The organism is Jeotgalibaca caeni, assembly GCF_028863945.1.
Lineage (GTDB): Bacteria > Bacillota > Bacilli > Lactobacillales > Aerococcaceae > Jeotgalibaca > Jeotgalibaca caeni.
In genome coordinates this window covers 1-15,195 of sequence record NZ_JARBEA010000026.1, presented here as the reverse complement: position 1 = coordinate 15,195, position 15,195 = coordinate 1, and the positions used below count along the sequence as shown (strand labels likewise).

Below are 15,195 nucleotides of genomic sequence, written 5' to 3'. Positions count from 1 at the left end.
TCAATGAGCCGCCTCCATTTCCAACTTGTTTTTCTCTATCATACTTAATTTCCAAAAGAATCTCTAAAAATTTGTTTGTTTTTCACGAAATAGTCTACGCCTGAGTAAATGGTAAAAAGTAGGCAGACATATAAAAGGATGGTTGCTACAGGAATTCCAATTCCTTCAAAGGGAACGTTATCCAGAAACAACATAATAATCGCCATCATTTGGGTAACTGTTTTTATTTTTCCTGGCCAAGCTGCTGCCATGACTTCTCCACCATTTACTAATAGCAAACGGAGTCCAGTAATTGCTAACTCTCGGCAGATAATAATGCTGACTACCCAAGCAGGAGCCAAGCCTTTTTCTACTAAAACGATAAAAGCGGTAGCTACTAACATCTTGTCAGCTAAAGGGTCAGCAAACTTACCAAAGTTTGTAACGATGCCATCTCTGCGGGCAATATAACCATCCAGCCAGTCAGTAAAGCTTGCAAGAGCAAACACGACTGTCCCGATTAGTTGGGCAACTGAAATGGATGATCCCAGCAAGTCAAGCGTCCCCCATTCAAATGGTACCAGCATCAGTACCAAAAATAGTGGGATCATAAAAATCCTTAAGATGGTTAATTTATTTGGCAAATTCACGTTCATTACTCCAATCTGTTTCTCTTCCATTACGGTTCAATATTAAATAAATAGGTTTGGGTTTGGACTTCTTGCCCATTTTCCGGGTTCGGTACGGTTAAATCATCGCCAAAGACAATCGTGGTCGACGGAATATATCCTACACGAATGGAAATTTCTTCCGTATTAGCGGGAACTTCTATTTCTTGAGACATACCTGGCTCAATGGTGCCTTCAAACACTACAGCTTCGTTTATTTGAACTTGCATCCATGAACGACCGGATTCATTTACATTCAACGTCAGAGTCGTCGGTACATCTATTCCAGAAAGTGTATAAGGAACGAGACCGTCCGCACTCTCCCCACCAGTGATGCTCGGTGCGTTTGTTTCTTCTGACTCAGACGATTCTTCTGTTTCAGATTCTTGCTCATCACTTGTTTCTTCTTGGCTGCTTATAATGATGGATGGTTGGGATGGATTATTCGTAATCGAGGTAGGATCTTCCGCCCGGATAAAATTAAAATAAAACCAAATCATCCCTAAAATAAGGATAAAAAATAATACCATCAAAAAAGTCGGTAAACTACTCTGTGAATTACTGCTGTACCGAAATTTTGTTTCTTTTGAAGACCGCTTCAATGCCGCTCTGCTCGGCGCTTGATCGCCAACAGGTACGGGAGCTTCATTAATCGTTGGCAATTCTTTCGTCATCGTTTTTGTTTCTTCTTCTGTTACATCTACTGCTTCTGCATACTGACGAATAAATGCTTTGACAAAAAAATCTCCTGGCAGTTCTTCTAAATGATTTTCTTCAATGGCAATTAAGTACCGTTTTTGAATCTTGGTGAGTTGCTGTAAGTCGTCCAAGGTGTATCCTTTTTTGATTCGAGCCTCTTTCAAGCGTTCGCCGATGTACTTATTTTCTTCCATTCGATGCACCACCTTCTCGCTATTCAAGAATTATTATAGCACAATGGCATTCTAGACGAAAAATCCTGATACGATTCTACAAATTTATTTTAACCAGCCGCCACTCACCGTGAGTGACTGCCCGGTCATGTACCTGCTCTCTGGTTGCAACAGCTGTTCAACCCAGAAACTCACTTCATCTGTTGTACCTAGTCTTCCCAGAGGAATAGCCGCAGAAAGCTGCAGCAAATCTTCTTCATCAAATTCGTTATTCATTTGTGTCGAAATCGCTCCCGGACTAATCGCATTGACTGTTATACCAAGAGAGGCAACTTCTTTACTGTAGGCCTTCACAAAGGCAAGCTGCGCGCCTTTTACCGTACTGTAAAAGACTTCGTTACTACTTCCCATTTCTCCGTAGACAGAACTAATAAAGACAATTCGACCGTTCTCTTGCTGGTGGAGCTTATTTTGAAATGCTTGCGTTATTAAAACAGGGGTCTTGACATGCATGTTCCACAACAAATCCATCTTCTCCGGTTCTAAGTCCTGCAGCAATCCATACTCGGTTGTACCATGAGCAAACACAATTGCTGTCAAAGAGAAAATTTGACCTTTCATTTGTTCGGCTGCATTCTCTTGAACCAAGTCAACATGGATTGGGTAAAATTCTTGTTTCGGATATTGCTCTTCAAACTCTTCGAGAAGGACGTCGATTTTTGCGCGATTCGTATGATAATGCAAATACAGAGACCACCCGTTACTCGCCAATCTACGTGCGATATTTGCTCCAATATCTCCAGAAGCTCCCGTTATCAAGGCAATCTTCACGCTGACTTTCCTTTCTTTGGTTTGATGACAAACGTACTCATCAGATGTTCATTAATATACGGCTCAGCAAACGCGAGGACATCTTCCAAAGTTAATGACTCAATGCGTTCGATTCGGTTAAACAGTTCGATTCCCGTAAAGAATAAATATCCATATTGATTGGAGATATACTCTAATGAGTTGAAAGCTTGTAATTGTTCGCCAATAAAGGCCCGCTTTAAGAGTTCGAAGTTTTCTTTCGTTACTCCTGCATCTGTTTTCCAATTTAACAAGATGCGCTTCAAGGCTTCGTCTACCTTTTTCGGTTCGTCCGTATCCGTCTCGACAGACATAAAGTGGAAACTGCGATCAATGGAATAGGAATAACTGAAACTGTCATCAATCAATCCAGCATCATACAGGTCAATAAAGTTTTCTGACCCTCTACCGAATAATAATTCCATGAACAAGGAACCTTTTAAGTAAGCCAAATCAACATCATTTCCTTCAGGAACCGTGGCAATCCCTTTCACACCGAGACTTACTTTGGAACGCTTCACGTCCATCTCCATTTCCGCATAAGGCACAATGTCCTCAATGTTTTCTGCTGGAAGAAGACGGATGACATGCTCTTCTTTAGGAAACTCTTTTTTATTTTGATTTTCTTTAATGACTTCAATCATTTCATCTGGATTAAAGTTACCGATCACCACAACATTCATATTAGATGGGTGATAGAAAGTGTCATAACACGTTTGTAAAATTTCAGGCGTGATTTCTTGGATACTTGCTACGGTACCGGCAATATCAATCGATAATGGATGCGTTGGATATAAATTCTTCAACAATCCATAAAATTGACGCCAGTCTGGTTGATCTTCATACATATTGATTTCTTGAGCAATGATGCCTTTTTCTTTCTCTGTTCCTTCTGCAGTGAAATGAGGACTTTGAACGAAATCCAATAAGGTCTGTACGTTCTCTGCCACTTTGCTGGTTGCTGAAAAGAGATAACTCGTTCTTGTAAAGGAAGTGAATGCATTCGCTGAAGATCCTAATTCCGCAAAGTCTTCAAAAGCATCGCGTTCTTCTCCTTCAAACAACTTGTGCTCCAAGAAGTGAGCCACACCATCTGGTACGATGATGGCTTCATTTTCATGCATGGGTACAAAATGATTGTCGATTGAACCAAAATTAGTAGTCATGATTCCATACGTTTTTGCAAAATCATTTTTAGGAATCAAAACGACTTGTAACCCATTATCTAAAGTTTCATAATAAACTACTTCATCCAACTGTGGATAGTCTACTTTATGCATGATTTTCCTCCATTCCTTTCAAGAAGAAGATCGCTTGTAATTCCATTTGCTCCGCAAACTTCCTTACGTCTTCTTTCGTGACAGCTAAAATGGATTCCATCCATTTATCGTCTGACACTTCTCTTCCTGCTAACAAGCGATCTGAATAAACCTTAGACAGACTGCTGGTTTGGTTATCTTCCGTCTGCTTGTATTGGTTTAGAAGCATTTCTTTTGTTTGAACGATTAATTCATCACTGAAGGAACCATTTTGCATGTCTTTCAATTGCTCCATTACAATTTCTTCGACACGGTTGCGCTTCTCAAATTCAATACCGGTTTGAATCACCATGGTTCCACGAATATAATCAATGTAACTAGAAGCGGAATAGGCTAAACTTTCCTTTTCACGCACGTTTTGGAATAATTTTGAATGAGGGAATCCACCAAACAACCCATTAAAGACCATTGCAGTGAAATAAGTCTGGTCGAGGTAGTATGCTGGAGAAGAAAAGCCAAAGAGTAATTTCCCTTGGTTCACATCGTGTTCTTCATCCTCAGAAGTAACTTCTGTGGTATTTTCTCTTTGAACAAAAACTTCATCAGAAAGCGGAGTACGCTCTTCTAATGGAACATGTTTTAAGATAGCATGAACGCGGTCCTGCTCCACATCTCCAGAAATATAAATATCCACAGTATCATTTTGAATCATTTCTCGATAGGTTTGATATAAATGGTCAGGAGTAAGATTCTCTAAAAACGTATGATCTCCAATTCCTAGATATTCCTGATCGGTTCCTTTAAATAAAATTTGATTTAATTTCCAGAACGCATAGCCGGATTTATTCTCTTCTATAGATTCAAATTCATTCCGCAGATTGTGTTTTTCACGATTAAAAGTGGCTTCATGAAAGCGTGCGTTTTCTACATTCGGGTGGAAGATAACTTCTTCTAAAAAACGGAAGGCTTCTTCAAGCAAACGGTCGTCTCCGCCAATATATTTATCATTTACTATTTTCAATCGAAAGGTAATGACATGTTGTTTCCCGAAACGCTGTGAATTCGAACTAAGAGAAGCGCCATATAACCAAGACATTTGCTGATCCATTTCTTTTTGAGTCGGATACTTCTTCGAATTGGTAACGAGCATGTTCTTCACTAATGTTCGAGCTGTAGCCTGCTCGGGGTCGTACATACTTCTGAATTTGTATTCAATTAAGATGGTCTTGAACTTTCTTGTAGGTTGAATAAATGCTTCTACCCCTTTGGCTAGTTCTAATTCCATTTGTTCACTTCCTTATGTATGTTTGATTGCTTTTTGAAGAATCGCATATAAAAAACTATACTCTAAATAGAGGGTTTTTACAAATCTATCCTGCAATTAATCGACCACGACCATCCCTAGTAATGACACGAATATGGCTGCTTGGAACGAAGAAATCTTACAGCCTCGCAGCTCATCTATGGTTACTCGTAATGTATCAAACTGGCAAGTACGAAGATCAATCCCTTTCAGCGAAGTTCCGGAAAAAGTTGCCTCATTCAATTGACAGTGTTGGAATGCAACTGACTTCCATTTACAGTCATACCAGTCTGCTTGTTTGAGTTCTGAATCATCAAACTGTACTTTTTCAAATTTAGATTGGCTAAAGCCCACTAAGTTTACGTTCGAACGCTCAAACGTTACATGGCCCATATACGTCTCCGGAAAGGTCGCTCCTAATAACTTGCATTCAATAAACGCTACTCGAAAAAGCGAAGCACGATTAAATTTCACATTGGATAGGTCACAATTTTCAAAACGGACATCCGTTAATTGAATGTCGCTAAAGTCGCAATTTGTGAATTTGGCATTTTTGATGAGCACTTGATCCAAACGAGCATGATCCACTGTTTGGTTGGTGTACTCTGCCCCTTCGATAGAAGCGCCTTCTAGCGTATAATCTTCTTCTACAAACAAGTCTGTGAAGCGTTTCGGTTGGAGCACGACTGGAATTCTGGGGGAATCAATTTTCATGTTTTTCCTCTTTTCACAACAAGAAAGAGCATGACGAAACGAACTCCGCCATACTCTTTTTGAATTTTTATTTTGTTTTGATGTACGTCGTTCCGTTTGCTGCAGGCCCTTGGGATTTACCGATAAACCCTACCAAGACAATAATCGTTAGGACATATGGCAAAATAGCAAGGTATACAGTTGGAACATCTTGAATAATTGGAATATAGGTACCAATTACGCTCAAGCTTTGGGCGAACCCGAAGAACAAAGCTGCTCCCATAACGCTAATTGGATTCCATTTACCAAAAATCATCGCCGCCATCGCAATAAACCCTTGACCAGCAATGGTCGAGATGGAGAAATTCAGCGTAATAGTCTGAGCCACTACTGCTCCACCAATTCCACCGAATAAACCAGAAATCATTACCCCTGCATAACGCATCAAGTAAACATTGATTCCTAAGGTATCCGCTGCTTGTGGATGTTCTCCAACAGCGCGCAAACGCAAACCGAATGTAGTCTTAAAGATAATGATGTAGCTTAAAATCGCCAACAGAATCCCTACGTATGCAGGCACATTAATGTTGGTAAAGAAAATATCACCGATTATAGGAATTTCTTTTAATAAAGGAATACTTCTCTTTCCGAAGTTTGCTTCAATGAAGTCTGTTTGACCTCTTCCTTCATAAATAACTTTTGTTAAGAAAACACCTAGAGCCGGTGCCATCAAGTTCAGTACCGTACCAGAAATGATATGGTCTGCACGTAAGTGAACCGTTGCTACAGCATGGATCAAGGAGAAAAGAACTCCTACCGCACCACCGACCAGCAAGCCGATCCAAGGAGTTGCAGCACCCAATGATTCAGCAAAGGTTAAGTTAAAGACAACAGAAGAGAATGCCCCCATTACCATAATACCTTCCAAACCAACGTTTACAATCCCGCCTCGCTCAGAAAATGTTCCACCCAGAGCCGCAAAGATAAGAGGAGCCGCATATACGAGCGTATTGGAAACAACAATGGTTAAGAGTGTGATGATATCCATTTACGCCACCTCTTTCTTATTGGTTTTTTGGGATTTCGCCAGTAAGAAGCGAATAATGTAGTTTGCTCCAACAAAGAAAATAATTAAAGCAATCACGATATCAACAATTTCGTTCGGTGATCCAGAGACGAGCGGCATACTGGTTCCACCCGTTTTCAAGATACTGAATAGTAATGCAGAAAAGAGAATACCAATTGGGCTGCTTGCACCTAATAAAGCTACTCCCATTCCGTCAAAACCAATACCCGGAATTCCGCCTTGTATAAAGATGTTTTGGAAGTTTCCAAGACCTTCCATCGTTCCGCCTAATCCAGCTAATGCTCCACTAATGAGCATAGCCAGAATAATATTTTTCTTGGCATTCATACCAGAATATTCAGCTGCATCAGCGTTTAATCCAACGGAACGTAATTCAAAACCATATGTGGTTTTATTCATGAAAACCATAATAACCACTACCATGATTAGAGAAACAAAGATTCCTGCATGAATGGTAGAGTTATCTGTCAGGCTCGTCAAAAACGGAATACGCATACTTGCATTCGGTGTGATGACAGGAGTGGAATCTCCACCAGATGTCAGTACATTCCGAATCAAGTAGTTTACCAAATGGAAAGAAGTATGATTGAGCATGATGGTAACAATTACTTCACTTGTATTGAAATAAGCACGAAGAACCCCTGCAATACCGGCCCATAGAGCTCCCGCAACCATTCCGGCTAACACTGCCAAAGGAACAAGGATGATACGCGGCAAGTCCGGAAAGGCACCTGCTACAACAATGGAAGCAAACCATCCCATCAATGCTTGTCCCGATAATCCAATGTTAAAAAATCCAGCTTTATTTGCAACAGCAAACCCTAGTGCAATAACAATAAGAGGTGCTGCAAGACGCAACGTTTGGCCAATGTAAAACGGAGTAAAGAGCGCTCCTTTTACCATCGCTGTATAACCAGCAATCGGATCGAAGCCAAATGCCAACATAATCATTCCACCAATAAGAACTCCTAATAATACGGAAAGCAGTGGAATAGCAATTCGTTGGAAACGAACACTGTTATACACTTTGACCATGGTCCGCTCCTCCTTTCACTTTCTGAGAAGCTAATTCTTCTCTTGCTTTTTCTAGAGGTGTACCCGTCATCAAGAGACCTAACTCTTGCTCAGAAGTTTCGGATGGTTTTACCTCTGCGATAATAGAACCTTCATACATCACAACGATTCGATCCGATACATTCAAGATTTCCTCTAGTTCAAAACTCATTAGCAAAACGGCATTTCCTTCATCACGGTGATTGATTAGGCGTTTATGAATAAATTCAATCGCCCCCACATCAAGCCCTCGTGTCGGTTGAGCTGCAATTAATAAAGAAGGATTCCGGTCAATCTCACGAGCAATAATTGCTTTTTGTTGATTCCCTCCAGAAAGAGAACCCGCTGAAGCACGTTCACTCTGAGTACGGACATCGAATTCTTGAATCAGACGTACTGCATATTCATCCATAGCGTTTTCGTTTAAGAAATGATAGCGACTGAACGGTTCTGTATAATAACGTTGTAAGGAAATATTTTCAGATAAGGTCATTGGCAAAATAAGACCATGGCGTTGACGGTCTTCTGGAATGTGCCCTACTCCAGCTTCTGTCACTTTCCGAGGAGGAAAGTTCGTAATATCCTCACCCTTCAAATGGATCGTTCCGCTCTCTGCCTTCTTCAACCCGGTAATCGCCTGAATTAATTCAGATTGTCCATTGCCGTCAATCCCAGCAATCCCAACCACTTCACCTGCGTGTACCGTTAAGTTCAACCCTCGAACTGCTTCTAATCCGCGGCTTTCTTTTACGACAAGATTTTCAATCGTCAAGACCGGGTCTTTTGCTACTGCTGGTTTCTTGGCAGTTGAAAACAGAACGGATCTTCCTACCATCATGTCTGCCATTTCTTGTTTAGAAGTAGTAGCCACATCAACGGTACCAATACTCTTCCCTTTCCGAATAACCGTACAACGATCCGCAACTTGCTTGATTTCATCCAGCTTATGAGTAATCAAAATAATTGATTTCCCTTCATTCGTCAAGCTCTTCATGATGACCATCAGTTCATCAATTTCTTGTGGAGTCAGTACTGCAGTAGGCTCATCAAAGATAATAATATCTGCACCTCGGTACAACGTTTTTAGGATTTCAATCCGTTGTTCCATCCCAACTGAAATGTTTTCTACCTTTGCAGTAGGTTCTACGTAGAGTTTATATTTTTCAGAAAGTTCTTTAATCATTTTTTCAGAGGCTCTTCGATTTAAGAGTCCATATTGGCTCGTTTCGCTACCGAGAATAATGTTTTCTGTAACCGTAAAATCTTTCACTAACATAAAATGTTGATGAACCATACCAATTCCTAATTTATCTGCAACGGTTGGGGAAGAGATTGTTACTTCTTTTCCGTTAACTTTAATTGTACCGCTTGTGGGTTGCAATAAACCAGAAAGGATATTCATCAAAGTCGATTTACCCGCACCGTTTTCACCAAGCAGTGCATGGACTTCGCCTTTTTTGACTTTGAGTTGGATATTATCATTTGCCTTAAAGTTTCCAAAGGTCTTGGTTACACCCAACATCTCAATGACGTAATTTTCTTGCGCCATGTCTGATCCTCCTTCTGTTTTCTTCAATTTCTAACAGGTAGCTTTATTATACTTGAATCTCTTCTCAACAACTACTAGTGCCAGATGAAATGACTCATTTATACCGGAAAAAAAGGAGCTGGGACAAAGTCTCAGCCCCTCCGGGTATCTAGTTTTACTCAAATCTTATTCAGCTGGCGTTTCAGGAACTTCAATCTCACCATCGATGATTTTTTGTTCTGCTTCACGTACTGCTGCTAGAGCATCTTCACTCAAAACACCATCGGTTAAGCTTACGCCATTTTCAGCTAATCCTAAAACGTTTGTTTCGTTTGCAGGGAACTCGTTGTTCATTGCTGCATTAGCAATTTCTTGAACTGCGGTGCCTACACCCTTAACAGTTGAAGTAAGGGTCAAGTCACGTTCTTCGCCGTCAACTGTGATCTTTCCTTCTTCTTGTTGGTCACGGTCTACACCGATTACCCAAATTTCACGTTCAGGATCTGATTCTACGATATCACGAGCTTCTGAGAAAACACCATTCCCAGCATTTCCTGCTGCTTGATAAATGATGTCAACGCCGCTTGAGTACATACCGTTTGCAATTGATTTTGCTAGAGCTGCATCATCGAATGATCCAACATATTGAACATCTACTTTGATTTCTGGGTTAACAGATTTCACCCCTTCAATGAATCCAGCTTCGAAACGGTCGATAACTACGCCTTCCATTCCACCTACAAAGCCAATTTGATTTGATTTAGTTGTATGTGCTGCTGCCACACCTGCTAAGAAAGCAGCTTCATGGTCGGCAAACAACATAGAAGTTGTGTTTTCGCCTTCGATGGTGTCATCGATGATTGCGAATAAAGTATCTGGGTTATTGTTAGCTGCATCTTGCATTGCGTTTTTCAGTTTATAGCCAATTCCGAAAACAACATCGAAACCATTGTTCACACCCGTAGTTACGTTTGTTACTAATTCGCCGTCATTGTTCGAAATAATCGCATCATAACCGTTTACGCCTTCTTCTTTACCATTTTCTTCTCCCCATGCTTGTAAACCTTCCCAAGCACTTTGGTTAAATGATTTGTCGTCGACGCCACCGATATCGGTAACCATTACCACGCTGAAGTCTTCAGTACTTGTTTGATCACCGGACGCTGCAGACTCTGAAGTTGAAGAAGCTGATTCAGAAGCTGCTGGTTCACTTGAAGCTGTGTCTGTTGTATCAGCACCCTCTTCACTATTCCCACACGCTGCTAGTAATACACTTGCACTGAAACCTAATGTGAATAAGCTTACCCATTTACTCTTTCTCACAATAAACCCTCCAATATGAGTGAAAACCACTCTTTTTTTTGCAAGCTCTCTTGCACTTAATAAAAGAATAGCATATTTCAAATGAATAGGAAATGAAATCTGAAGTTTTTTATCTATTTTTCATTTTCAGAGCCGAACATTCGTTTTGTAAACTCTTACTTCTCGTTTTCCTTTTCTATTTCCGAACTTTCTTCGAGCATCATTTCAGTGACGTTCACTTTTCTTGGCTTACTGCCGTCAGCCGGTCCCACATAACCTCTTGCTTCCATTTCATCGATAATTCGGGCTGCACGGTTATAGCCGATGCGGAATTTTCGTTGTAATTTGGAGATACTTGCCGCTTCTTCTTGTACAACGAATTCAAGCGCTTGGTCAAAGTATTCATCTTCTGGTTCTTCGGTTGAAGCAGAAGGCGTATCAAGTTTCATCATTTCTTCTGAATAGTTGGGTTCTTGCTGTTCTTTTACAAAGCTAACAATCCGTTCGACTTCAGAATCAGATAAGAATGCCCCTTGAACTCGTTTTGGTTTGTTCTCTCCCATTGGTCGGTAAAGCATATCCCCTCTTCCTAATAGCTTCTCTGCACCACTTCCATCGATTATTGTTCGGGAATCGATGGAACTAGAGACAGCAAAGGCAATCCGTGAAGGCACGTTTGCTTTGATGATTCCGGTAATGACATCCACACTTGGCCGTTGTGTCGCAAGAATCATATGAATTCCTGCCGCCCGTGCCATTTGTGCCAGACGTGTAATAGCATCTTCTACTTCATTACTCGCAACCATCATTAAGTCCGCAAGCTCATCGACAATCACAACAATGTACGGGAGCGTTGGATTGTTTTCGCCTTTTTCAATGTTATACTCGGTTACCAATTCATTATAGCCATCGATATTCCGCATTCCGGTTCCTGCAAATAGTTCGTAACGTCGTTCCATCTCAGTAACTACTTTATGAAGTGCTTGCGCAGCCTTCCGCGGATTTGTCACTACAGGAGTCAAAAGGTGCGGGATGCCATTGTAGACATTTAACTCTACCTTTTTCGGGTCAATCATCATCATTTTTACTTCATTCGGTTTTGCTTTCATTAGAATACTCGTAATTATTCCATTAATCGAAACGGACTTCCCACTACCTGTTGCCCCGGCAATTAATAAGTGAGGCATTTTTGTCAAGTCGGCATATTGCACCAAACCGGAAATGTCTCTTCCAAGCGGCACTTCCAGTAACTTGTCATTTTGGTGACTGCGTTCCAATACACTACGGAACGATACGGTACTAACTTCACTGTTTGGTACTTCAATTCCAATAAATGACTTACCAGGTATCGGCGCCTCGATTCGAATATCTTTTGCCGCCAAAGAAAGAGCCAAGTCATCAGCTAAATTGACGATCTTACTAACCTTTACTCCTACAGCCGGTTGTACTTCGTATTTTGTAACTGCTGGACCTAGGTTTGCTTTTCTTACTTTGGCATCCACACCAAAACTGGCAAAGGTATCTTCCAGTTTCTTCACGTTCTTCTCGATAATGCTGTATTCGTTTGACTGATCTGCCGGCGGAATATCGTTCAGCAGTGTAATCGGCGGTAGCTGGTAATCGCGGTTTTCTGTTTCTTCTTTAATTTCGAAGTCTAAGTCGCCCTCTACTTCTCCTTCTTCCTCTGCCACGTCAGTCTCTGCTTCCACTTTCTTTTTCTTCGGAACAGCAACGACTGGTTGTGGTTCATCTTCTTTTTGGTAGCTATCAATTGTTAATTGGATGGTTTCAGAAGGTTGATCTTCGATTGGATTCACAAGAACTTCCGCTTCTGGAGGAATCACATCCTGCTTCACGCGGTTCTTTGCCTTGGTAAACCAAGAAGTTCCAGTCTCTTCTTCGTCTTGTTCAGGTTCTGGAGTTGATTGATCCGGTTTATTACGATTTTCTTTCCAACCTTTTAGTTGGTTTTTTAACCCATTCACTAGCGGTGCGAATAGTTGTTTCATCAGTTGCGCCAAGGCCAGGAACCCTCTGCGAATTAAATTCATCACGTCATGGGTATCCATTCCAAATAAGACACATACGCCAAGAAACACTAGTAACCCAACTAATAAATACGTTCCCCATTGATCGACCAAAAAATGACTTCCACTATAGAGCAAGGCTCCTATCATGCCGCCGCCCATCGTTTTAGAAATTGTCCCTGCTTGCATATCTGCCAAAAAGCGCATGAGGGTAACTTGTAAGAGGGATCCTTCTGTATTCATTACATGCACAAATGTCTGAGCATGCAAGTAGAGGGTCATCGCCAGCAATAGAATAAATCCACCGAGAACAAATTGTTTCCTCAAGCGCGGCTCTCTTCCCATAATTAGTAAATACAACCCATACATGCCAAACAGAGCAAAAGGAACCGTATAAATTTCCCCAAAAAAGAAACGGAAGAAATTCGCTAATAAAACCCCGGCAAATCCAAGTTGACTTAAGCCTAAAACTGTTGCAAAAAGAAATAATATACCAATAAGTTCATAAGAGACTTTCGTTGTTTTCTTTCCTTTACGATTGGACTTCTTTTTATTCGTTGTCGTTCTCGCCACATTATTCACTCTCTTCTACATTCTGATTCATACTTTTATTATACATGATTCAAAGATGTTTTCGGGAAATAAAATAAGAGCGCGACAAAACGCATTTTGTCGCACTCTAGCTTTCATTTAATATAGAATCATCTTTCAGTATCATGATGCCATGATAGATTTGAATATCATCTGAACACGACTCACAGTACGCCATCTCCTCTTCATCCCAAAAAGCAGTGAGATAAGGATTCTTCGATTTTTGATTGGGATAAGTCTGGGTCCATTCCGTTACGATTTGTTTATACGTTTCCCTTGCTTCATTCAAATTTGTAAAGCTACTCTCTTTGATAATCATTGTTTTCCAATCATCAAAAAACCACCAGGGCTCATACTCTCCCTTGGTAATATATAGTTGATACATAAACTACCTTCTTTCATCTTCTAAGACCACTCAAAATTGACGGGATTCCAGCCATCAAGTACACTAAAAATATAGCAGAACTTTAGTAGTCAGGGAAATCTTTTGTTTTGAAAGGAATGTCAATGATGAAAAAAGTAAAAATTTCTATCGAAGGAAGAGTGCAAGGTGTCGGATTCCGCTATACCACAAAACAATTGGCTGATCATCACCAAGTTAAGGGAACCGTTCGAAATGAAGAGGATGGTTCTGTTTCAATTGAGGCTGTGGGAACGGACGAAGCAGTTGATGCATTCATCGAGAAGCTGCAGAATAATCCTGCTCCATTCTCTCGCGTTGAAAAGGTAACAGTGACCGAAGCGCCAAGTCTTGCGAATTTCATAAGTTTCAAGATAACCAATTGAAATCATTCTAGTACTCCTGTATAGTTAAGAACGAGTGAAAATTTAATAAAGGAATGTTGTTATGAGATTAAAAAAGAAATTACTCTTTTCAGCGGAAATGCTTGCGCTCGTTACTTTTTTAGCGGGATGTATGCAATACGATGAAAATCGTAACCCTACTGGGTTTATTTATGAATACATGGTAGTACCAACCGGAAATTTGATTGTCTGGTTAGCAGAATTATTTAGCGGAAATTATGGTCTAGCGATTATCATCATTACAATTGCTGTCCGAGTGATCATTATGCCGTTGAACTTCAGCCAAATCAAAAAATCGATGGTTCAGCAAGAAAAAATGCGTTACATTAAGCCAGAACTAGAAGATATCCAATTAAGACAAAAAGAAGCGACCACGCAAGAAGAAAAAGCTGAAATTTCGCAAGAAATGATGACTCTTTATAAAGAGAACAACATCAGCATGACAGGCGGCGTAGGATGTCTTCCAATCTTGATTCAAATGCCTATTTTTACGGCGATGTACCAAGCGGTAAACTTAACGCCCGAAATTGCCGGCAGCAGCTTCTTAGGAATTAACTTAGGAAATGCTAGTCCACTCCTTGCGATTTTAGCTGGTTTGGTTTATCTCGCTCAAGGATACGTGTCGATGATGGGTATGCCTGCTGAAACAAGAGGTCAAATGAAGTCCATGATGCTGATGAACCCAATCATGATTCTTTTCTTCTCTTGGTCCAGCCCGGCCGGTCTCGCTCTTTACTGGTTAGCAGGAGGAATTTTCGCTGTTCTTCAAACCGTTATTCAAAACAGCTTAATCAAACCAAAAATTAAAGCTGAAGTCGAAGAAGAGTTCAAAAACCGCCCCGTTAAAAAACCAATCAAAAAAGCAAAACCGGTAGCGAAACCTACTAAAACGTTGTCTGCATCACAACAATATTCGCAAAAAGGAAAAGGACGCAACGCTGGTAAACAGCAACGTCGCCCATAATCCGAAATAATAAATAAGAGGTCGTCTCTCATTGAGACGGCCTCTTATTTATTTTGACTAATCTTTTAAAACGTGCAAGTGAGGCTATTTTTAGAGCCCACTTGCACGATTCTAGCCAAAATGGTATGAGTGAGATTTTTTTTGTACTGACCCCCAAAAGTTGGACTTGTAGGAGAGAAGAAATTCTCTCCTTTTTATTCGTTATTTATTTTTCTC

General features: G+C 40.6%; 14 protein-coding genes. 2 read left to right on the top strand and 12 right to left on the bottom strand.

Features of this window, described 5'->3' with window-relative positions; all coding sequences use genetic code 11:
• Positions 1-44: 44 nt before the first annotated feature.
• The 12 genes from pgsA to PVE40_RS06925 form a co-directional block, all read right to left on the bottom strand.
• Positions 45-629 carry a CDP-diacylglycerol--glycerol-3-phosphate 3-phosphatidyltransferase gene (gene pgsA / locus PVE40_RS06980; RefSeq protein WP_274731167.1) on the bottom strand — a complete coding sequence of 195 codons (585 nt, stop codon included), beginning with the start codon at positions 627-629 and terminating at the stop codon, positions 45-47.
• A 29-nt stretch (positions 630-658) separates the two neighbouring features.
• Positions 659-1,540, bottom strand: a complete 882-nt coding sequence (locus tag PVE40_RS06975; RefSeq protein ID WP_274731166.1) for a helix-turn-helix domain-containing protein — start codon at positions 1,538-1,540, stop codon at positions 659-661.
• 84 nt (positions 1,541-1,624) lie between these two features.
• Positions 1,625-2,350 carry an elongation factor P 5-aminopentanone reductase gene (ymfI, locus tag PVE40_RS06970; protein WP_274731165.1) on the bottom strand — a complete coding sequence of 242 codons (726 nt, stop codon included), beginning with the start codon at positions 2,348-2,350 and terminating at the stop codon, positions 1,625-1,627.
• Positions 2,347-3,648 (bottom strand): EF-P 5-aminopentanol modification-associated protein YfmH, encoded by a 1,302-nt coding sequence (yfmH, locus tag PVE40_RS06965; RefSeq protein ID WP_274731164.1) that lies wholly within the window; start codon positions 3,646-3,648, stop codon positions 2,347-2,349. The genes ymfI and yfmH overlap by 4 nt, the downstream gene beginning before the upstream one ends.
• Complete coding sequence (gene yfmF, locus PVE40_RS06960) at positions 3,641-4,912, bottom strand: EF-P 5-aminopentanol modification-associated protein YfmF (RefSeq protein WP_274731163.1); 1,272 nt, start codon at positions 4,910-4,912, stop codon at positions 3,641-3,643. The genes yfmH and yfmF overlap by 8 nt, the downstream gene beginning before the upstream one ends.
• A gap of 96 nt (positions 4,913-5,008) precedes the next feature.
• Positions 5,009-5,644, bottom strand: a complete 636-nt coding sequence (locus PVE40_RS06955; protein ID WP_274731162.1) for a pentapeptide repeat-containing protein — start codon at positions 5,642-5,644, stop codon at positions 5,009-5,011.
• A 67-nt stretch (positions 5,645-5,711) separates the two neighbouring features.
• The gene (locus PVE40_RS06950; RefSeq protein ID WP_274731161.1) at positions 5,712-6,671 is read right to left on the bottom strand and encodes an ABC transporter permease; all 960 of its coding nucleotides are present in this window, start codon (positions 6,669-6,671) and stop codon (positions 5,712-5,714) included.
• Positions 6,672-7,745, bottom strand: a complete 1,074-nt coding sequence (locus PVE40_RS06945; protein ID WP_274731160.1) for an ABC transporter permease — start codon at positions 7,743-7,745, stop codon at positions 6,672-6,674.
• Positions 7,729-9,312, bottom strand: coding sequence for an ABC transporter ATP-binding protein (locus tag PVE40_RS06940; RefSeq protein WP_274731159.1), 1,584 nt, complete (start codon positions 9,310-9,312; stop codon positions 7,729-7,731). Before PVE40_RS06940 ends, PVE40_RS06945 begins: the two co-directional genes overlap by 17 nt.
• A 165-nt stretch (positions 9,313-9,477) precedes the next feature.
• Entirely contained in the window at positions 9,478-10,614 is a 1,137-nt protein-coding gene (locus PVE40_RS06935; RefSeq protein ID WP_274731158.1) for a BMP family lipoprotein, read from the bottom strand.
• Positions 10,615-10,769: 155 nt separating this feature from the next.
• Positions 10,770-13,193 (bottom strand): FtsK/SpoIIIE family DNA translocase, encoded by a 2,424-nt coding sequence (locus tag PVE40_RS06930; RefSeq protein ID WP_274731157.1) that lies wholly within the window; start codon positions 13,191-13,193, stop codon positions 10,770-10,772.
• A 106-nt stretch (positions 13,194-13,299) separates the two neighbouring features.
• Positions 13,300-13,596 (bottom strand): DUF1033 family protein, encoded by a 297-nt coding sequence (locus PVE40_RS06925; protein WP_274731156.1) that lies wholly within the window; start codon positions 13,594-13,596, stop codon positions 13,300-13,302.
• A gap of 125 nt (positions 13,597-13,721) precedes the next feature.
• On the opposite strand from PVE40_RS06925, the gene PVE40_RS06920 reads away from it, so the two are divergent.
• Entirely contained in the window at positions 13,722-13,997 is a 276-nt protein-coding gene (locus PVE40_RS06920; protein WP_274731155.1) for an acylphosphatase, read from the top strand.
• A 61-nt stretch (positions 13,998-14,058) separates the two neighbouring features.
• Complete coding sequence (gene yidC / locus PVE40_RS06915) at positions 14,059-14,979, top strand: membrane protein insertase YidC (protein WP_274731154.1); 921 nt, start codon at positions 14,059-14,061, stop codon at positions 14,977-14,979.
• Positions 14,980-15,195: the final 216 nt, after the last annotated feature.